The organism is Aquimarina penaris, assembly GCF_040786285.1.
Lineage (GTDB): Bacteria > Bacteroidota > Bacteroidia > Flavobacteriales > Flavobacteriaceae > Aquimarina.
Genome location: NZ_JBFMKQ010000002.1, coordinates 888,415 through 909,055, shown reverse-complemented (window position 1 = coordinate 909,055; position 20,641 = coordinate 888,415). Strand labels below are relative to the sequence as shown.

At 32.5% G+C, this 20,641-nt stretch carries 22 protein-coding genes; 13 read left to right on the top strand and 9 right to left on the bottom strand.

Features of this window, described 5'->3' with window-relative positions; all coding sequences use genetic code 11:
* Window positions 1–67: 67 nt before the first annotated feature.
* Window positions 68–226: a 50S ribosomal protein L34 gene (gene rpmH, locus ABW637_RS13465; RefSeq protein WP_073314535.1), complete on the bottom strand. Its 159-nt coding sequence runs from the start codon at window positions 224–226 to the stop codon at window positions 68–70.
* A gap of 172 nt (window positions 227–398) precedes the next feature.
* Between rpmH and ABW637_RS13460 the strand changes: the two genes are divergently transcribed.
* Together ABW637_RS13460 and ABW637_RS13455 are read left to right on the top strand one after the other, a co-directional pair.
* Entirely contained in the window at window positions 399–914 is a 516-nt protein-coding gene (locus ABW637_RS13460; RefSeq protein WP_367585219.1) for a DUF2892 domain-containing protein, read from the top strand.
* 150 nt (window positions 915–1,064) lie between these two features.
* The gene (locus ABW637_RS13455) at window positions 1,065–1,910 is read left to right on the top strand and encodes a peroxiredoxin family protein (RefSeq protein ID WP_367585218.1); all 846 of its coding nucleotides are present in this window, start codon (window positions 1,065–1,067) and stop codon (window positions 1,908–1,910) included.
* 22 nt (window positions 1,911–1,932) lie between these two features.
* Here ABW637_RS13455 and ABW637_RS13450 read toward each other — a convergent pair whose 3' ends face one another.
* The 3 genes from ABW637_RS13450 to ABW637_RS13440 all read right to left on the bottom strand — a co-directional run bounded on the left by ABW637_RS13450 (window position 1,933) and on the right by ABW637_RS13440 (window position 4,042).
* Window positions 1,933–2,301 carry a sulfite exporter TauE/SafE family protein gene (locus ABW637_RS13450; protein WP_367585217.1) on the bottom strand — a complete coding sequence of 123 codons (369 nt, stop codon included), beginning with the start codon at window positions 2,299–2,301 and terminating at the stop codon, window positions 1,933–1,935.
* A 61-nt stretch (window positions 2,302–2,362) separates the two neighbouring features.
* Window positions 2,363–3,310, bottom strand: coding sequence for a lytic transglycosylase domain-containing protein (locus ABW637_RS13445; protein WP_367585216.1), 948 nt, complete (start codon window positions 3,308–3,310; stop codon window positions 2,363–2,365).
* Between the two features lie 60 nt (window positions 3,311–3,370).
* Window positions 3,371–4,042 carry an alpha/beta hydrolase family protein gene (locus ABW637_RS13440; RefSeq protein ID WP_367585215.1) on the bottom strand — a complete coding sequence of 224 codons (672 nt, stop codon included), beginning with the start codon at window positions 4,040–4,042 and terminating at the stop codon, window positions 3,371–3,373.
* Between the two features lie 289 nt (window positions 4,043–4,331).
* On the opposite strand from ABW637_RS13440, the gene ABW637_RS13435 reads away from it, so the two are divergent.
* Complete coding sequence (locus tag ABW637_RS13435) at window positions 4,332–4,634, top strand: N-acetyltransferase (protein ID WP_367585214.1); 303 nt, start codon at window positions 4,332–4,334, stop codon at window positions 4,632–4,634.
* A 66-nt stretch (window positions 4,635–4,700) separates the two neighbouring features.
* Here ABW637_RS13435 and mtaB read toward each other — a convergent pair whose 3' ends face one another.
* Window positions 4,701–6,011, bottom strand: a complete 1,311-nt coding sequence (gene mtaB / locus ABW637_RS13430) for a tRNA (N(6)-L-threonylcarbamoyladenosine(37)-C(2))-methylthiotransferase MtaB (RefSeq protein ID WP_367585213.1) — start codon at window positions 6,009–6,011, stop codon at window positions 4,701–4,703.
* A gap of 127 nt (window positions 6,012–6,138) precedes the next feature.
* Between mtaB and ABW637_RS13425 the strand changes: the two genes are divergently transcribed.
* Window positions 6,139–7,770, top strand: a complete 1,632-nt coding sequence (locus tag ABW637_RS13425; protein WP_445012724.1) for an ABC transporter substrate-binding protein — start codon at window positions 6,139–6,141, stop codon at window positions 7,768–7,770.
* A gap of 107 nt (window positions 7,771–7,877) precedes the next feature.
* Window positions 7,878–8,069 carry a hypothetical protein gene (locus tag ABW637_RS13420; protein WP_367585212.1) on the top strand — a complete coding sequence of 64 codons (192 nt, stop codon included), beginning with the start codon at window positions 7,878–7,880 and terminating at the stop codon, window positions 8,067–8,069.
* A 272-nt stretch (window positions 8,070–8,341) separates the two neighbouring features.
* Here ABW637_RS13420 and ABW637_RS13415 read toward each other — a convergent pair whose 3' ends face one another.
* From ABW637_RS13415 to ABW637_RS13405, 3 genes are all read right to left on the bottom strand, one after another.
* Complete coding sequence (locus ABW637_RS13415; protein WP_367585211.1) at window positions 8,342–9,520, bottom strand: GlmU family protein; 1,179 nt, start codon at window positions 9,518–9,520, stop codon at window positions 8,342–8,344.
* A gap of 511 nt (window positions 9,521–10,031) precedes the next feature.
* Window positions 10,032–10,283 carry a type B 50S ribosomal protein L31 gene (locus ABW637_RS13410; protein ID WP_025741669.1) on the bottom strand — a complete coding sequence of 84 codons (252 nt, stop codon included), beginning with the start codon at window positions 10,281–10,283 and terminating at the stop codon, window positions 10,032–10,034.
* Between the two features lie 165 nt (window positions 10,284–10,448).
* The gene (locus ABW637_RS13405; protein ID WP_367585210.1) at window positions 10,449–10,898 is read right to left on the bottom strand and encodes a hypothetical protein; all 450 of its coding nucleotides are present in this window, start codon (window positions 10,896–10,898) and stop codon (window positions 10,449–10,451) included.
* A gap of 330 nt (window positions 10,899–11,228) precedes the next feature.
* On the opposite strand from ABW637_RS13405, the gene ABW637_RS13400 reads away from it, so the two are divergent.
* From ABW637_RS13400 to ABW637_RS13370, 7 genes are all read left to right on the top strand, one after another.
* Entirely contained in the window at window positions 11,229–11,738 is a 510-nt protein-coding gene (locus ABW637_RS13400; RefSeq protein ID WP_367585209.1) for a DUF4199 domain-containing protein, read from the top strand.
* Window positions 11,739–11,905: 167 nt separating this feature from the next.
* Window positions 11,906–12,433, top strand: coding sequence for a DUF4199 domain-containing protein (locus ABW637_RS13395; RefSeq protein ID WP_367585208.1), 528 nt, complete (start codon window positions 11,906–11,908; stop codon window positions 12,431–12,433).
* 3 nt (window positions 12,434–12,436) lie between these two features.
* Window positions 12,437–13,384 carry a glycosyltransferase family 2 protein gene (locus ABW637_RS13390; protein ID WP_367585207.1) on the top strand — a complete coding sequence of 316 codons (948 nt, stop codon included), beginning with the start codon at window positions 12,437–12,439 and terminating at the stop codon, window positions 13,382–13,384.
* Between the two features lie 108 nt (window positions 13,385–13,492).
* Window positions 13,493–15,220, top strand: a complete 1,728-nt coding sequence (locus ABW637_RS13385) for a phospho-sugar mutase (protein ID WP_367585206.1) — start codon at window positions 13,493–13,495, stop codon at window positions 15,218–15,220.
* A 1,447-nt stretch (window positions 15,221–16,667) separates the two neighbouring features.
* Window positions 16,668–17,216 carry an RNA polymerase sigma factor gene (locus ABW637_RS13380; RefSeq protein WP_445012723.1) on the top strand — a complete coding sequence of 183 codons (549 nt, stop codon included), beginning with the start codon at window positions 16,668–16,670 and terminating at the stop codon, window positions 17,214–17,216.
* Between the two features lie 31 nt (window positions 17,217–17,247).
* Window positions 17,248–17,778, top strand: coding sequence for a hypothetical protein (locus tag ABW637_RS13375; RefSeq protein WP_367585205.1), 531 nt, complete (start codon window positions 17,248–17,250; stop codon window positions 17,776–17,778).
* Window positions 17,756–18,226: a hypothetical protein gene (locus tag ABW637_RS13370; protein WP_367585204.1), complete on the top strand. Its 471-nt coding sequence runs from the start codon at window positions 17,756–17,758 to the stop codon at window positions 18,224–18,226. The genes ABW637_RS13375 and ABW637_RS13370 overlap by 23 nt, the downstream gene beginning before the upstream one ends.
* 57 nt (window positions 18,227–18,283) lie before the next feature.
* Here ABW637_RS13370 and ABW637_RS13365 read toward each other — a convergent pair whose 3' ends face one another.
* A complete protein-coding gene (locus ABW637_RS13365; protein WP_367585203.1) occupies window positions 18,284–19,348 on the bottom strand; it encodes a WD40/YVTN/BNR-like repeat-containing protein in 1,065 nt (354 codons plus the stop codon).
* Window positions 19,349–19,424: 76 nt separating this feature from the next.
* On the opposite strand from ABW637_RS13365, the gene ABW637_RS13360 reads away from it, so the two are divergent.
* Window positions 19,425–20,636, top strand: coding sequence for an RsmB/NOP family class I SAM-dependent RNA methyltransferase (locus tag ABW637_RS13360; RefSeq protein WP_367585202.1), 1,212 nt, complete (start codon window positions 19,425–19,427; stop codon window positions 20,634–20,636).
* Window positions 20,637–20,641: the final 5 nt, after the last annotated feature.

Here is a 20,641-nt window from a genome sequence, read left to right as displayed (position 1 = left end):
TATTAGATATAAAAAAAGGCGTTACCTATAAAGTAACACCTTTCATATTTTTTAAAGCACAATATCATTAGTGCTTGTGTCTTAATTCTGAAGAAACAGATAACTTCTTTCTACCTTTCGCTCTTCTACGAGCTAACACCTTTCTACCATTTACAGAAGCCATACGCTCTCTGAAACCGTGTTTATTTTTTCTCTTTCTTTTCGAGGGTTGAAATGTTCTTTTCATTGCTATCTATCTTTATAAATCTTCTTCGTATATCTTTAGTTATTCTTTCGAGCGTCTCTTCTCAAAACTGCGGGCAAATATACGAAGAGTTTTTTCTCTGACAAACCTAAATATCAAAATATTTTTAATTGTTTTTATTACCTTTGCCGCGTCTTAATAATTAAACAATTCAATGTACAATAAAAATATAAAACTAGTAATTTCGGCAATACTCGTTGGTGTGGCTGTATGGCAAATAATTGAAGGATATATTGGTAATGGAATAATGATAATTTTGCTGGCGGCAATATTTGTTTTTTTGTATTTTAAAAATGAATTAATTCTTCTTGCTTTCTTACGATTACGTAAACAAGATTTTGATGGCGCCAAAAAATGGTTAGACAAAATCAAAAACCCAGAAAGCTCTCTTACTATTAAGCAACAGGGGTATCATAATTATCTTCTAGGCATAATGTTGTCTCAAACCAACATTACTCAGGCCGAAAAATACCTCAAAAAAGCGATCAAACTAGGCTTATCCATGAATCAGGATCTTGCTGTAGCTAAATTAAATCTTGCCGGTATTGCAATGACTAAACGCCGAAAAAGAGAAGCGCAAATACTGCTTACCGAAGCTAAAAAATTAGATAAACATGGTATGTTAAAAGATCAAATTACCATGATGAAACAGCAAATGAAGAAAATTTAGGCATACTAATTGTATAAGATTTAACGTTAACTAAGAGGTTTTTGTATAAAATCTATTAAAAAAGCTTCTTTGCTAAAATCTAAAGTTTTACTTACAAAGAACATTTTTTTGAGGACTTTATACTACATTAGCTACCGTAATTGATCTGTAATGAAGAAATTATTAATACTAGGAATACTCTTTTTATATTTTAGCAACTCTTTTGGTCAAGAAGAAAGAAGAATACCATTTTCTACCGCTATTTCTGCCCATATTGTGAAATACAACCAAAAAATGGATGCCGCTTATCGAGAAAATGATTTAGAGCATGCCAAGTTTTTGTTTGATTCTTTAGTAACCAACCATCTTAGTGGTACCTACATGGATAACTTTACAGTGAATACTATTAAGGAGGAACCCATTGAATTTGAAGAATATGAAAAGCCATTATTTCTTATAACCTATGCCGCCTGGTGTGTTCCCGGAGTTGGTGAAATCCCAGCACTTAATGACCTAGCAGATAGATTTCATGATCAGATAGATTTTATTGTTTTGTTTTGGGATACAAAAGAAAATCTAAAATCTAAGAGTAATGAGTATAGTCAAAACATTAAGCTTGTCTATGTTGATGAAAAAACTAATCAGGACTCGCATATTGTAAATAAGTTAAAACATGCTCTAGGGTTTCCTATGATGTATTTTATGGATGAAGAAAGAAGACTTCTAAGCATACAAAAAGTAGAAACACATCACTCTAGCGAAACAATTAGCAACTCCTATAATATTCATTTTAATTCTTTATCGAAAGGAGTTTCATTAATTATTGCAGATCTCGATGCAAGAGGGCTATTAAGTGAGGATACCGAATCACCAGAAGAGATAAATACTTCTGAAAAGAATTCTGATGAAAAAGATGCCGACGGCCGTACCGAAGAAGAACGCAGAATTGATGAGGAGTATGAAAAGTATAAGAAAGAAAAAGATTCATTAAAAAAACGAAGAAAACGCGATAATTAAATCCCTAATTCTTCCTCGTTGTTTATTTACCAAAGATCATTTTTATTGCCACTAACAAAATCACCCCACCAAATATTTTTTTGAGAAGTGCTTGATTGATTGATATTGCTAGCTTACTTCCCAAATATCCCCCTATTACAAAAGCAACGGCTATTATAATAGCATATTTCCAGTTTACATAACCTTCTTGATAATAATTATATGCTGCGAGTAAAGTTACCGGAACGGCTAAAACTGCCAAACTAGTTCCTTGTGCCTGATGCTGAGAAAAATTTACCCATAATATCATTAAAGGTATCATAACAACACTTCCACCAATGCCAAGGGTTCCGCTAAAAAAACCAGCCAGCAATCCTATAAGAATTAAAGAAATAAGTACAGATGTATTCATACTACTTAGAAATAAGTAGCTAACTTAAATAAATATCTTTAAAAAACAGATAAAAAACGTACTATTGACCAACTCCGGTCTTATAATACCCTTCTCTTGGTATCTTGATAAGATATTCTTTACCAGCAGTATTGTTTAAATGTGGTTCTCTAAGCCACGGGTTATGAAGCTTAAGAATTTTATAGTTTATATCATACTGCTTTGCAAATTCTGTAAAATCTGCAATAGGTTCATCTACCAAAACATTAAATGTAGGAATATGTTGATATAAATCTTCTGTATTAAAATTAAACCCATACTGTTTTGGGTTACTAATAATTTCTTTTACTGCGACAATTCTAAACACATATCTTCCTGTTTCTTCACCTAATAATAGATCATAATACGTCTTAACATTTTGCTTTTCAAGTCGTCGATTAATCCCCGCTCTACCAGCATTATAAGCTGCAGCAGCCAATGTCCAAGAGCCAAATTTTTCTTTTGCTTTCTTTAAATACTTACAAGCCACTCTAGTAGATTTCTCTATATGATAACGCTCATCAACATTTTGATTTACTTCAAGTCCGTATTCTTTGGCTGTACCTTTTAATATTTGCCAAAATCCAGTTGCTCTTGCTGGTGATACAGCTTGAGTTAAACTACTTTCGATAACTGCCAAATATTTAAAATCATCAGGAACCCCTTCTTCTTTTAAAATAGGTTCGATAATAGGAAAGTATTTATTGGCTCTCTTAAAAAGCAACAATCCATTAGATTGCCAATACGTATTTACCAGCAACTCTCTATCCATTCTCTCTCTAATATCGGGACTTTCTATAGGAACCAATTCTCCTGAGAAATTAAGATTATCAGGCATAGGTATTGCGTAGACATTATAATCATTGATTAACTTTTGCTCAAGTACCTCTTGAGCCAAAGGTTTCTGCACATTATCTTGGGTAGCATTAACTAAAATACCAAAAGTGAATAATACGCCTAAAAAAACTAAAACTTTCCTGATCATTTTCATACTAAGTAGATTTTATTGGGGAATAAAATTTTGTGTTACAATATAACGTAAAAAGTTAGACTATTGCAAGTTATCATTAATTATTTCGGGTAAATGTTTATTAAACCACCTGGCACGATTTACAATCATTACATGAGTTCCCTTATCAACAACAATACAGTTTTTAATATTAGAAATCGGAAAAACTATATCCTTTTCTCCATGAATATGAATTAATCCAGCAGGAGGTTCTTCCTGATCCCAACACACCATTTTTTCGATAGCCCAATCAAGATAAGTTTTATCATTAATAGATAAATATCGTTGATACATGGCCGCCCTTTTTTTTGCAAAATCACCAAAAGCAAGTTTCTCCCAATTCTCTATTCTGGAAACTATCGAGGTTGGCAATAGCTTATATGCCTTTGTTTTTCGGGCAATTTTTATTCTCTTAGGTAATTCACCTCTATTCTTAATACTAGAAATAATAATTAGCTTTTTTACATCCACATATTTACTCATTTCCTGAACCATTATACCTCCAAATGAAACACCGATTAAAACACAATTTTTATGTTTAATTTCTAAACACATTCGTTTGGCATAATCTTCAATTGATTCTTTTTTACCGGGGATTTTCCAGGGTATCATGTGGCACTCAAAGTGAGTTTCAGGAAGTTTTATATATTCGAAAATAGACACATCGGCAGCCATTCCGGGCACGAAGTAAACATAAGTAACTTGCTGCTTCATAGGTATTTTAACAGTGGAATTTAACTTTAAACCTCTAATTTTAGTATCTTTGCATCTCAAAATTATAGTATTCCTTTTTAAAAAATAAAGAAATACCGTATTAATTTTTTGTGAAAAGGGAATTTTAAACTAACAAATCTTAGTTAGCAACATTGTTTTTATTCGTAATTGGATTATCGATATGATGCCTATTTCGAGAATTAATGTTATAACAATTGTTAGATAGAATAGAGGCCTATGCTTCTTATTTATGATTTAAAACCTCATAATTTTAAAAAATATGGAGAACATGAGTGATGTTGAATTAGAAATTATTGATAATGAATTTCTAAGACAATTCGAAACTACAATTGAAGGTCAAAAAGCAAAGATCGAGTACGCCCAACAGGAAAGAAAAATTTTCCTCACTAAACTTATCATGAGTGAAGAGCAATTAGAAAAAGGATATGAACAGGATTTTATTATTGCTGTATTCAATCTAATTCAAGAACGTAATATCAGACTAGTTCCTACAAGCCCTATTATCGCAAAATTTATGCGAAAGAATAGACGAAAATACAAGGATTTATTACCCGTAGGAATTAACCTATAGTATTAAAAAAAAAAGAGACTTGTCGTTCAGCAAGTCTTTTTTTTTGTTTTTATTCGAAAGACTCTTCTATATAAACTCAAACCTTACAATACCATCATCATCAATTTCTGTTAATTTTACAGGGTTCAATGTATTTACATATGATGGGTTCCAAGGCATTTTTACTTTGACATAATTTTCGGTAAAACCATGAATATATCCTTCTTTATTTTCGGATTCGAATAGCACCGTTCTTTCTGTTCCTAATTGGCTTTCATAAAACGCTCTTCTTTTCTTTACCGATAAACCCCGAAGCATTTTACTTCTCTTCTTACGAACATCTAATGATACAACTCCTTCTAAATCTGCAGCTACTGTATTATCTCTTTCAGAATAGGCAAATACATGCAGATAAGAAATATCTAATTCTGATAAAAAATTATAGGTGTCCAGAAAATGATCATCAGTTTCACCAGGAAAACCAACAATGACATCAACACCAATACAAGCGTGAGGCATCACCTCTTTAATTTTTTTAACCCTGTTTACATACAAATCGCTTAGATATCTACGACGCATCGATTTAAGGATTTCATCATTACCCGACTGCAATGGGATATGAAAATGAGGTACAAAAGTCCTAGAATTTGCTACAAAATCAATCGTCTCGTTCTTTAACAAATTTGGTTCTATAGAAGAAATCCGTAATCGCTCAATACCATCCACGGTATCTAATGCCTGTACAAGCTCAAAAAAGGTATGTTCATGCTTCTTATTACCAAACTCTCCTTTACCGTAATCTCCTATATTAACACCTGTAAGTACAATTTCTTTAATTCCTTTTTCTGAAATTTCCTTAGCATTTTTTAAAACATTTACTAACGCATCACTTCTAGATATACCTCTTGCCAGTGGGATTGTACAATACGTACATTTATAATCACACCCATCCTGTACTTTTAAAAATGCACGGGTACGATCGCCAATTGAATAGCTTCCTACATAAAAATCGGCTTCCTCAATTTCACAAGAATGTATTTCGCCAAAATCATTTTTAGAAAGATCATTAATATAATCGGTGATTTTAAATTTTTCGGTGGCGCCCAATACTAAATCCACTCCATCTACATCTGCTAATTCTTCAGGCTTTAATTGTGCATAACAACCCACTGCAGCTACGAAGGCATCTTGGTTTGTTTTTTGGGCCTGCTTAACGATTGTTTTAAATCTCTTATCTGCATTTTCGGTAACAGAGCAGGTATTAATAACATAAATATCTGCGTTTTCAGAAAAATCTACCCGATCAAAACCTTCATCTTTAAAATTTCTAGCAATAGTGGATGTCTCCGAAAAATTCAGTTTACAACCCAACGTATAAAAAGCAACTTTTTTTCTCATAAAACTACATGTCATTTCGCCAAAGGCGGAAATCTCTTTATCTTTACCCTTAACTGAAACTATATTACGCTACCTAAGTATAAATTTCGAGGGTGCAAATATACCAACAATAATCCGTTTACTAAAATTGAAACTTAATCATTACCTATCCATAATTCGCTATTTAGCAATATCTTACATTTGTTTCTTACTTTCATCTTGTAGCAACTCTACTAAAGAAGACAAAGATCACTTAGTATTTAGGTATAACGAATATTCTAATATTAAGTCTCTTGATCCCGCTTTTGCCAGGAATCCCTCTATTATATGGCCTACCAATCAAATGTTTAACGGGCTTGTACAATTTGACGATGTATTGCATGTGCAACCAGATATAGCAAAAAGTTGGAAAATTTCAGAAGACGGACAAGCGTATACTTTTACACTTAGAGATGATGTTTATTTTCATAAACATTCGCAATTTAAAACCAAAGACAGTACCAGAACAGTAGTTGCATCAGATTTTACATATAGTTTCGATCGTTTAGTAGATCCAAAAGTAGCTTCACCAGGAAATTGGGTGCTTAAAAACGTAAAATCATACACCGCTATTAATGATAGTATTTTTGAAATAAAGTTAAAAAAACCTTTTCCTGCTTTTTTAGGGTTAATGAGTATGAGATACTGCTCTGTGGTTCCTAAAGAAGTGGTTGAATTCTACGGAAATCAATTTAGATCCAACCCGATAGGTACTGGCCCATTTAAGTTTAAACTCTGGGAAGAAAATGTTAAACTGGTTTTGCGTAAAAACGAATTGTATTTTGAAAACGATGAAAAAGGGAAGCAACTCCCCTATCTCGAAGCTGTTGCCATTACTTTTTTACCAGAAAAACAAAGTGAATTTTTACAATTTGCTAAAGGGAATATAGATCTTCTAAATAGTTTAGATGCATCCTATAAAGATGAACTTCTTACCCCTAGCGGTAAATTAAGAAAGAAATATCAAGATCGCATTACCATCTCTAAAGGCCCTTATTTAAATTCTGAATACCTTGGTTTTTATCTAGATAGCGATAAAAAAGAGATTCAATCCAGGTTACTTAGACAAGCTGTCAATTATGGTTTCGATAGGGTAAAAATGATTACCTATCTTAAGAATGGCATCGGCACACCGGCAATTAATGGTTTTATTCCGAAAGGACTTCCTGGGTTTAACGATATACCAGGGTATGAATACAAACCTGAAAAGGCACGTAAGCTTGTAAAAAAATATATAGAACAAACCGGGCATAAAAATCCAACCATTACAATTACCACCGATAGTAACTACCTTAGTCTTTGCGAATTTATACAACGCGAATTAGAAAAAATAGGGCTAAATATAATAGTCGATGTATTACCTCCATCTACCATTAGAGAACAAAAATGGAGTGGTAAATTAGATACTTTTAGAGCTAGTTGGATTGCAGATTATCCAGATGCCGAAAATTTCTTATCGCCATACTACAGTAAAAATCATACTCCAGACGGTCCCAATTACACGCATTTTAAGAATGAACTTTTCGATCAATTATATGAGGAAAGTTTTTTGATTACCGATACAAAATTAAGAGAACAACTGTACTCAAAAATGGATTCTATTATAGTAGCCCATGCCCCTATTGTACCCTTATATTATGATGAAGTCGTTCGATTTACTCAGAAAAATGTGAAGGGGCTCACCAATAATCCTCAAAATTTCTTAGTTCTTAAAAGAGTTTGGAAGGAGAGAAAAAAGTAATTTTCATAGTTAATGACATTTTTAAGTATTTTACCGATTTAAAATGCATTATATCGATAAAAATTATATTTTAGCAGACATTAATAATTTTTAAACAAAGTAAGAAAATGAAAAAAACAATTTTTAACATTGAAGGAGTACAAGTATTAAACAAAAAACAACAAGCCAAAATAAAAGCATCTGCGATTGATGATTGTTGCGCTGCAAATGCTGGCGCCAGCTCAGGTGCTGTTGGTGCAGGTCTCTTTTTAGGAGCAATAATTGACTGGGTTTGCCTATGTAATGAACAGCAGCAATAGAACTTATTAGATAAAATGCTACGTGAAATATTATAATCACGTAGCATTTTTACTCAGAATTATTTTTACTTCAGCGCTTACTCCAACCAGAAATTGCCCATAAAAACCTACTAACTCTTAAATTTTTATTTGAAATACATAAAAATTCTACTAAAGAACCCACAAAACTTCTTAGTTCTAAAAAGAGTTTGGAAGGAAAAGAAATAACCTTTTTATAAACAAATTCGTATTTACATCGCATTAAAAGTCATCTCACTGAGATAGCCTGCGATTTATTCATACCCCTTTCTCCAGGATTTGGTTTCTTCAAAAACATGCTCTAAAATTTTTCCATCTTGTTCGGTAAACTCTATAGCCCTTCTTGACATTACTACTTTAGCAACTTCAAAAGCTTTTTTAGTTAAATAGGTAGTAAAACCTCCACTTCCACCCCAGCTATAACTTGGTATAAAATTTCGTGGAAAACCACTGCCAAAAATATTCGCATTTACACCGACCACGGTTCCGGTATTAAACATCGTATTAATACCACATTTAGAGTGGTCCCCCATCATTAATCCACAAAACTGCAATCCAGTTTTCGCAAAACCTTCGGTTTCATAACTCCATAATCGAACCGGTGCATAATTATTCTTTAAATTGGATGTATTTGTATCTGCTCCCAGATTACACCATTCTCCTAATACCGAATTACCAATAAACCCATCATGCCCCTTATTAGAATATCCGAAAATTACAGAATTGGTTACCTCTCCTCCTACTTTAGAATGAGGTCCAATGGTTGTGCCACCATAAATTTTGGCGCCCATTTTTATAGTAGCATGGTCACAAAGCGCAAATGGTCCTCTTATAATACTCCCTTCCATAATCTCTGCATCTTTTCCTATATAAATGGGTCCATTAGATGCATTTAAGGTTGTAAATTCAAGCTTTGCTCCTTCTTCAAGAAAAATGTTTTCGGGAGCAATTACATGATTACTCTTGGGGATGGGTACACTTTTTCTATCTTCAGTTAATACTTTAAAATCATTTTTAATCGCTTCTTCATTTTTTGAAAATATATCCCAGGTATTCTTTACCGTAAACATATCAGATTCAAATTGAATGACTTCATAAGAATCAAAATCTACTTCCTGATCTTCTTTAACATAAAAAGCAATAGGCTCCTCATTATTAAAAATAGCCTGGTCGGTTTTCAGGTTTTTAATCGTGTCTACAAGATCATTCGATGGAAGATAAGAAGCATTAATCATAATATTCTCCTCTAATTCTACCATTGGGAATTTTTCGCTAAGGTATTCTTCGGTTACTGTAGATGTAGTATACCCCAGGTATTTTTCCCACTTTTCGCGTATGGTTAAAATTCCTATTCTAATGTCGGCAACGGGTCTGGTATAGGTAAACGGTAGCAATGCATCGCGTGAAGCACCATCAAAAAGAATGTAATTCATGTTTTGATTCTAAATTATTAATAGTTTAAGCCGCAGTGCATCTTTAAATTTTTTTAATCTAAAATCCGTCAATTCGAGTACTTCGACTTTAGGAGAAGTGTATCGAGAATAGGGTTTTGGATTAAAAAAGCTTTTCTCGATACGTTTTGTCTCCATTTTATTATGACAAAACACTCGAAATGACGTTTTTTTTTTAATCTGTAATCTCTATATGCACCACGGTTTATTTCAAAACAAAAATAAGGACGTTTGTAACAAAAATAATGTGGTTAAGCTATTTTATTTGGAAAATATTACAATACTGAACCCTGAGCGTAGTCGAATGGTTACTCTACTTAATGAATCGCCTCGGCTACGCTCAAGCCTCATTGTAAGTCCGCCCTTCGAGTACCTCAGGGCTCGGTAACATATTAAACTAACTATCAAGCGCCCTGAATGCACTCAAAGCAAAGGGCAATAAAAAAGCCTTTCTACATAGAAAGGCTTCTTATACATATATTGTATAACTAAATTACTTCTTGAATTTAGCATATTTGTTTTTAAACTTGTCAATACGTCCTGCTGTATCGATAAGTTTAGACTTACCGGTATAGAATGGATGAGAAGTTCTAGAAATTTCTAATTTTACTAGCGGATACTCTACACCATCAACTTCAAGAGTTTCTTTAGTATTCGCCGTAGACTTAGTTAAAAAAACTTCATCGTTAGACATATCTTTAAACGCTACTAATCTATAATTTTCTGGGTGAATATCTTTTCTCATTATATTAATCTTTTCTTTTTTCGAGCTGCAAATTTACAACTATTTTATTAAATGCAAAACATTTTTAAAAATAAAGTAAAGAAACTCGAATTCATTGCACTTAGACTAGAAATAGCAGATAGCACTGATTTTTCATCTAGTACTTATGACACCACTAGGTCATTTTTAGTTGCTAGCCCCCCTCTCGGTTACCCAATCTTTTATAGCGCACGCAAGTTCACCATAATTACAACTTCCAGATGAACTCTTACCAAGACTAATTCCTATATCCAATCTCAAGTATTCATACTGATCTGCAATACTTTTAAATTCTTCACCTGTCATATTAATAGCCTCGAGTTGATAATACAAATCCAAAAAGGTTTGTGATTGTTCTCCCAAAAACTCCTGGAACAGCGCTTCAACATCTTGTCCACTCGCAGTTTTTTGAGGTACAGATGTCATAAATTGCTGAAATTTACCTGTTTCAATAGCACTTTTATTAAACTCGATTATCGTTTGTTTAACGAGAAGTTCCTTTTCTTCTTGAGAAATTTCGAGATGCTCTTCATCTTTTGTACAAGATGTAATCCCAATGAGAGAAAAAATAAGAGTAAAAAGTAGTAATTTTTTCATAAACAATGATTTTGTTAATATATTTTACACAATTTAAAAATTGGGGTATGTACTCTAAAAAAGGTTATGATTTTGTTTTCTGTATCATTCTTAACAATCAGAAATCCTCATTTTCAACCCTTTAATCTTTTATGTCTATTTCAAGGTAAAACCCATATTTCACACTTGTTAAGACCATTTTTGTATTACGGAAAAACCGTAATTATTTTGTAAATATACGATAAAAATGTATATTAACCCGATAAAAAGCCGCATTTCTTGCAGTTGCAACATTTATTTATAGTATTACACCGGTAGTTTAACAACTACATAAAAAAACATTTTTGCTATATGAAAGAAACTACTATTTCTGTTAAAAAATACATTTTGATCTATGGGTTTATTCTTGGCCTTATATGGATTATTTATGGGGTTCTTCGTCATATTTCAGACACTAAAACTACAGCAAATTGGGCGTTGTCAATTTTCGAATTATTCCTTCATATTGGAATTATAGCGTACGGTATTTACAGATTCAAAACTAAAAACGATGGTTTTTTAACCTTATGGCAAGCTTTCAAAATTGGAATTGGAATTGTCTTAATCTGCACCCTAATGCAACTAATCTGGGACATTATTTTTGTTAAGGTAATTTCACCAGAAACTATTCAGGACATTATTAATTCGACAAACCCATCGACGTCAACAGCTTCCCAAGAACAAAATGGACTATTAAGTAATGAAAACAACTACCTTTTTAATAGATTTTTGACTGGTTTAATTTTTCATTCAACATTAGGTACTTTAGTGTCATTACTGGGAGGAGCCTTTATGCAAAAAAATCGTGATCCTTTTCATTAATAAATTATTAAATAAATCGTTTTACTTACATAGCACCAACACTACTAAAATTTTTAAGATGTTATAAGGTCACATAACATCAACTCTAAATATATTTCCTTGCACTTGTAACATTTTAGTATCTTTGAGCACTTATGGTTATATAAATAACCCAAACGATTTTAATTATGGAGGATGTAAAAATATCCGCAAAGAAAATTATAATAAATTACGGGGTACTACTAGGAGTAGTATCCATATTGTTTAGTGCCATTATTTACGCTACGGGTATGTATAAAGACCCTCATTGGTCTGTTGGAATATTAGGACTTGTGATCATGCTGGCAGCATTAGTTTATGGGATTAAAGCCTATAAATCTGCTAATAATGGTTTTCTTAACCTTACCGATGCGCTAAAAGTAGGGATCGGCATAGCCTTAATAAGCGGAATTCTTTCTGGTATCTGGAACCTTACATTAACCACAGTAATCGAACCTGATTATTCGGAACAGGTTATGGAAATCCAAAAGGAGAAACTCTTAAAAGAATCTCCCGATATGACAGAAGAACAAGTAGAAGAAGTATTTGCAATTACCGAAAAATTACAAAGCCCGTCAATAAGTTTTGCTATAGGCATTATTGGAAGCCTTTTTATGGGATTCATTATTTCTTTGATAACAGGATTGGTAATGCAAAAGAAACAAGAGTTATATTAACCTATGAATATATCTGTGGTCATACCGCTGCTTAATGAGCAGGAATCACTCAACGAATTATACGATTGGATTGCAAAAGTTATGCAATCCAATTCTTTTTCTTATGAAATTATCTTTATTGATGATGGTAGTACCGATGAATCCTGGAACACCATTTCAGAATTATCAGAAAAAGATCCAAATGTAAAAGGGATTCGGTTTCTAAGAAATTTTGGAAAATCGCAAGCCTTGCATGCCGGTTTTGGTGTTGCGCAAGGAGAAGTTGTAATTACTATGGATGCCGATCTCCAAGACAACCCAGAGGAAATCCCCGAGCTATATGAGCTTGTCGATAAAGAAGGATATGATTTGGTCTCGGGCTGGAAAAAGAAACGATATGATTCGGTTATTGCTAAAAACTTACCGTCTAAATTATTTAATGCCGCAGCAAGAAAGACATCTGGGGTTAAATTACACGATTTCAACTGTGGGCTTAAGGCATACAAAAACATTGTCGTAAAAAATATTGATGTTCATGGCGAAATGCATCGTTATATCCCAGTATTAGCCAAAAATGCAGGATTTACTAAAATCGGTGAAAAAGTAGTACTTCACCAAGCTCGGAAATATGGTAAGACAAAATTCGGGATGAGCCGTTTTATCAATGGTTTTTTAGATCTGGTTACTATTTGGTTTATGTCCCATTTTGGTAAAAGACCTATGCATTTTTTTGGTCTCATAGGTACCTTGCTCTTTATTATTGGTTTTGGTTTTTCATTATACCTCGGGATTGATAAGCTTTTTATAGAAACCAAAGGCAGGTTGATTGCCCAAAGACCCGAATTCTATGTTGCTCTAACTTCGATGATATTAGGAACGCAGTTTTTTCTGGCTGGATTTTTAGGCGAAATTATCTTAACCAGCAAAAGAAGTAAAGAAAGATATAGTATTTCTGAAAAGATACACCTCTAATTATTTTGAATAAATAGTAGTATTCTGCAAGTATTAATACAATATACTTTGTATCCCTAAAATTTTTTACCAAAATTAAATAGTATTTTTGCCACTAAAATTACAAGCATGCAAATCACAAATTCTGATATAAAAGCAAGGGTCGAAGAATGGCTTACCCCTATCTTTGATAACGAAACTCAACAAAAAATTAAGGGCTTACAAAATAAGCCCGAAGAATTAAAAGAAAGTTTCTATAAAGATCTTGAGTTTGGTACCGGCGGTATGCGCGGTATTATGGGAGTGGGCACAAATAGAATCAATAAATATACTTTAGGTAAAAGCACCCAGGGATTAAGCAATTATCTAGTACAACAATTCCCCGATGAACAACCAAAAGCTGTAATAGCTTATGATTGTAGACATAATAGTGACACCCTGGCTCAAATAGTAGCCGATGTATTTTCTGCAAACGGAATTAAAGTTTATCTATTCACCAGCCTTCGTCCCACGCCAGAACTATCATTTGCTGTAAAAGAATTAGGATGTCATTGTGGTATTGTACTAACTGCAAGCCATAATCCCCCAGAGTATAATGGATATAAGGTATACTGGCAAGATGGTGGGCAACTAGTTCCTCCCCAGGATCATGAAATTATTTCTGAAATAAATTCATTACAATATTCTGATATAAAATTTGAAGCCAATTCTGCTATTATTGAAGAGATAGATACCGAAATAGATACTATATTTATTGACCAAAGTGTAAAAAATGGGAGCTTTGTTGCATCTCAAGAAGCAAAAGACAATACAACAATTGTTTTTACCTCTCTTCATGGTACTTCGATTACTGCTGTCCCCGAAACGCTAAAAAAGGCAGGGTACAAAAATGTTCATATCGTAAAAGAACAGGCAGAACCCGATGGTAATTTCCCAACGGTTACATCACCAAACCCCGAAGAACCAGAAGCTTTAGTTATGGCGATGCAACTTGCAAAAGAGGTTAATGCAGATATTGTTATTGGTACAGATCCCGATTGTGATCGATTAGGAATCGCCGTTAGGAACAATAAAGGAGAACTACAGTTGCTAAATGGAAACCAAACCATGCTAGTAATGACTTGGTTTCTTTTGGAGTATTATAAAACGAAAAAAGGGGTCAAAGGTAATGAATATATAGCCTCGACTATTGTATCCACACCAATGATGCGAACTCTCTCTGAAGCCTACGACGTAGAATACAAAGAAGTATTAACTGGTTTTAAATGGATCGCTAAACTAATAAAAGATTATCCGGATAAGCATTTTATTGGTGGAGGCGAAGAAAGTTTTGGCTTTATGGTTGGAGATTTTGTAAGAGACAAAGATGCCGTTACCTCTACCCTATTGGCATGTGAAATTGTAGCACATACAAAAGCCAATAGTAGTTCATTCTATAATTCACTTTTAGAGTTATATACCCAATATGGTTTTTATAAAGAAAATCTTATTTCTTTAGTAAAAAAAGGTATTGATGGAGCCGAGGAAATTAAACAAACCATGGTTACTCTTAGAAGTAATCCTCCTCAATATTTAAATGATGAGAAAGTGATTCTAATTGAGGATTATCAAACTAGCATTGCAAAAAACATACAAGACAATACCGAAAGAACAATTGATATCCCAACATCTAATGTATTGATATTTTATACAGAATTAGGAAGTAAAATTGCTGCAAGGCCCAGTGGCACTGAACCTAAAATAAAGTTTTATATCAGTGTGCAAGAGCCTTTAAAAACGATAGCTCACTTTGATAAAACACAAGACCTGTTAGACAATAAGATAGCTGCCATAAAAAAAGACTTAGAATTAACTTAAAAATGAAATCTTAAAGTTTTAAAATACCTCTCTTACATTAAAAAGTTATTATTTTAAAATAAACGAATGTAGTTCATCTATAAAACAAAACATTTAAGCAATTTTATAAAAGGCGAAATACATTTTAAAACCGCATTACCCGAAAACACAGTAAATTTAATCTGTCGATTATAGAAGTTAGTTAACTATCAGATTTAAAACCAATAAAAAAGAGTGCTTTCGCACTCTTTTTCTTCACACAAATCATCTTAATTTAGGGGCTTACTCTAAAATTAAAACTCACTTTTATTAAAAACTTCCATCTTGGGGGAAATGAAAGCGTTAACTCATTTTTACTTTGTAAAGATACACATTATTTTTAATTCTCCAAACAAAAAATGTATTTTATCTAAAAAAAAAGCACTTTAACTTAAAAAAGCGATCTAAATCATGCGAAAAGTAGTCTTTTACTTACAAATATTGTTTTCTCTTAAAAATAACCTACTAAAGTCTATAAATGAAAAAAGAGTGCTCTCGCACTCTTTCTCTTCACACAAATCATCTTAATTTAGGGGCTTACTCTAAAATTAAAACTCACTTTTATTAAAAACTTCCATCTTGGGGGAAATGAAAGCGTTAACTCATTTTTACTTTGTAAAGATACACATTATTTTTAATTCTCCAAATAAAAAGTGCTTTTTATCTAAAAAAAAAGCATTTTAACTTAAAAAAACAATTAAAACCATTCAAAAAGTAGTCCTTTACTTACAAATATTATTTTCTCTTAAAAACTACGTTACCAAAGTCTGTAAATGAAAAAAGAGTGCTCTCGCACTCTTTCTCTTCACACAAATCATCTTAATTTAGGGGCTTACTCTAAAATTAAAACTCACTTTTATTAAAAACTTTCATCTTGGGGAGAATGAAAGCGTTAACTCATTTTTACTTTGTAAAGATACACATTATTTTTAATTCTCCAAATAAAAAGTGTAATTTATCTAAAAAAAAAAGCATTTTAACTTGAAAAAATGATTTAAATTATATAAAAAGTAGTCTTTTACTTACAAATATTGTTTTCTCTTAAAAACTACGTTACCAAAGTCTGTAAATGAAAAAAGAGTGCTCTCGCACTCTTTCTCTTCACACAAATCATCTTAATTTAGGGGCTTACTCTAAAATTAAAACTCACTTTTATTGAAACTTTCATCTTGGGGAGAATGAAAGCACTAACTCATTTTCACATTTCAAAGATACAAACTTTTTTCAATCAACCAAACAAAAAGTGTATTTTATCTAGTAAAAAAGTGTATTTACCTATAATTTAACATTTATTCTTACATAAATTCCTACAAATATAACTGCAATTAAACTTTTTTTAAACTTAATTAAACCTTTTTTGTGTACATTAGTCTAAGTTAAGATAGGAGTAAAAACTATTACCATATAATCAACATAATTACTATTAACTTTGAATACCCAAGAAGAAGAAAACTTACTTACCACACTTCAAACCGATCAGGATATTAATATAGCCTTTGGTAAACTTGTTCAATTATATCAACAACGCCTTTATTGGCATATAAGAAACATGGTCAAGAACCATGATGATACAGATGATATATTACAAAACGTGTTTATCAAAGTATATAAGAATATTAAAAAATTTAAGGGTGATAGTAAACTTTATTCTTGGCTGTATCGAATCGCAACTAATGAATCAATTACATTTTTAAATCAAAAGGCCAAAAAATATAATATTAGTAGTGAAGAACTTAATCACCATTTAATACAAAATTTAGAAGCAGATACATACTTTGAAGGTGACGAAATACAATTAAAACTACAAAAAGCTATCGCTTTACTACCGCAAAAGCAGCAACAAGTATTTAATATGAAGTATTTTCAGGAACTAAAATACAAGGAGATTTCAGAAATTTTGGAAACAAGTGAAGGGGCCTTAAAAGCCTCATATCACTTAGCAACTAAAAAAATCGAAAAGTTTTTAAAAAATGATTAAACCTTTTTACATTTAAAGAGTCATATAACTAGTGAAAAAAAATAACTTAAATAAAGATAATGGTGGGTTTAAAGTACCAAAAGGTTACTTTGAAAGTTTTGAAGACAAGCTTTCAAAAAAATTAACTCATAGTACTAAAGAAGACTCTATGTTAAGCACCCCTAAAAACTCAGGATTTAAGGTGCCAGAAGGCTATTTTAGCTCTTTCGAAGATGATGTATTGCAAAAAATAGAAGATCAAAAACCTAAAGGAAAAGTAGTTTCTTTATTCACTAAAAGAAATCTCTTATACATTTCTGGTATTGCGGCTATGATTGCAGTTATACTTTCTATATCGATTAATAAAACATCCAGTGTAAATTTTGACGATATTGAAATCGCAGACATACATGCATATTTTAATGATGGGAATATTGAATTAAGTGATGAAGAAATAGCTTCTCTAATAGGAGAAGATGTAAGTTATGCAGAAACCTTCGAAGAAGAATTATTAAATGATCAAGATCTAATAGACTATTTATCAGAAGAAAATCTTGCAGATGAAATTATATTTACAGAATAAAATGAAAAAGATAGTATTACTTATATGTATTGTTTGTAGCGCCTTTGGCTCTTTTGCTCAAAATGGGCCAAGAGAAAGGATGAAAGCCTTTAAGGTAGCGTATATAACAGAACAACTAAACCTAACGAGCAAAGAGGCTCAGCAATTCTGGCCTATTTATAACAATCACGAATCTGTGGTCGAAAACTTAAAAAGACAGGAACGCATGCTCATTAAAGGCATTAAAAGTGCTAATAATGGTCCCGAAGGTTTAAGTGATAAACAAGCTGGAGATTTTTTAGATAAATATTTAGACGCTGAAGAACAAAAATCTCAATCTCGACGAAAACTAATTACGGATTTAAAGAAGGTTATACCTAACAAGAAAATTTTAAGACTTATAAAAGCAGAAACAGATTTTAATAGACGTATTCTAGACAGGATCAGAGAGAGAAGAAAAAAGAATTAATGATTTTTGTATTACAAAGTATTTAACAATAAAAGAGGTCTAAAACACCTCTTTTATTTATTTAAAAATCACTTTTGCAATCCTATTCTTACCAGCTGCTATGGCGATACTATCATTGATAAACCTCAATGTATAAAACCCTTGCTTACTAATTTCTTTCCAATGTTCTCCAGAGTTATTTGAAATTGAAATACCCGTAAATCCAACAGCGACTAATTCTTTACCTCCTCCATTAGGTATATAACGCACACAACTTTTATATCCAGGACCATTTTCGCTAGACATTAGTTTCCAGGTTCTTCCGCCATCTATTGTTATTGCTTTATTAGCACTATTAACTTCTGGTTTGGTATAGTCGCCTCCATAAATAACTCCGTTATTTTCGTCATAAAAATGTATCGAGTAAGCTCCACTTGTAGCGCTACCCTGAACAATAGGAGTTTTAAAAACCTCCCATGTTTTCCCTTTATCAGGAGAATAAAACACCCTAGATTTCATACCTCCAGAAACAATCCAGGTCTTATCCCCTACTATAGAGATATTACCATTACTAGCCGCAAATGCAGCTTCTCCGTCAAAAGTCTTGGGTAAATTAGTACATGGAATTTTATTCCATGTTTTTCCTGCATCTCGTGTGATGATTACAGACAAACAACCATCAGTGGGATCTCCCATAGCAATACCTTCTAAATCATTCCAAAAAGCAATGGCATCATAAAATGCCTTTTCGTGTGTTTCGGTATATACTATTTTTTCTTTTCTATCTTTTAAATCGATCTTTCTTAACCTGGCCGGAGAGCCAATACCAAGGCTAAAAAAAGAGTGATCATTAAAACATATTGCACGTTGCTCTGAAACCCAATTAGTACTTTCTTCAGCTACATCATTAGCATTCAGCTGATTAAGACAACACTCATTAGTAGTAAGGTTTATAAAGCCATATCCTTTATTAAACCCAAAACCTAATAATGTGTCCTTATATATAGATATAGCTCGAACACGTATAGAATCTTCAAAAATGACTTCAATGTCAATATCAGAAAAATTATGACCAACTGTATTCTTCTCTTTTTCACAAAAAATAAAGGTCAAAGCTGTAAACAAGATGATGATCATTCTCATTCTTAATAATTTTAATCAAATATAACTGTATTTGATAACAAAGGTCTACCTTTGCAGACCTTAAAAAATTAATGTAATGCGTTTACACAGAAACCTTGTCTTTGCGGTCATAGATGGATTGAATGAAATATTCAATAAAGGAGCTTATGCAGATAAAGTTGTGCAAAAATTATTGAAACGAGATAAACGATGGGGATCTCGTGATCGTAGCTTTGTTGCAGAGACAGTATATGAAATCGTAAGATGGAAACGCTTGTATGCAGAAATTGCCGAAGTAAAAGAGCCTTTTTCTAGAGAAAATCTATGGAGAATCTTTGCTGTTTGGGCTACATTAAGAGGGATCACATTACCAGATTGGAGACAAATTGAACCCACTCCTACCCGACGTATTAAAGGACGATTTGATGAGTTAATCAAGACTAGAAAGTTTCGAGAATCTATACCAGATTGGTTAGATGTGCTAGGTGAAAAAGAATTAGGAGCAAAATGGGACAAAGAAATCAATGCTTTAAATCAACAAGCTCCTGTAGTATTAAGAGCAAATACTCTAAAAATATCACGAGATAAACTAAGAGGAGTACTTGAAGATGAAAATATAGACACAGAATTTATTAAAGGATACTCTGATGCCCTCAAACTGGTTGAAAGAACTAATGTTTTTAGTACCGAAGCCTTTAAAAATGGATTCTTCGAAGTACAAGACGCCTCTTCTCAATTGGTAGCAAATTTTCTAGATGTACAACCAGGACAACGTGTTGTTGATACTTGTGCCGGAGCTGGTGGTAAAACACTTCATCTTGCTTCTTTAATGGAAAACAAAGGGCAAATTATAGCCATGGACATCTATGAAAATAAGCTTAAAGAGTTAAAAAGAAGAGCTCGAAGAGCAGGAGCACATAATATTGAACCTAGAGTTATCGAAAGCACAAAAGATATTAAGAAGCTTTATGGTAAAGCAGATCGAGTCTTGATCGATGCTCCTTGTAGTGGTTTAGGTGTATTAAGTCGTAATCCTGATGCTAAATGGAAATTACAACCAGAATTTCTGGATACCATTAAAAATACGCAATCAGAAATATTAGAGAGTTATTCTAAAATGGTAAAACCAGAAGGAAAACTAGTATATGCTACATGCTCTATACTACCGTCTGAAAATCAGGAGCAGGTTAAAAAATTCCTTTCCACAGAGGTTGGAAAAGATTTTACATTAATTAAGGATAAGAGAATACTTTCGCACCAGTCTGGTTATGACGGTTTCTACATGGCTTTATTAGAAAGAAAAGCTTAATCATC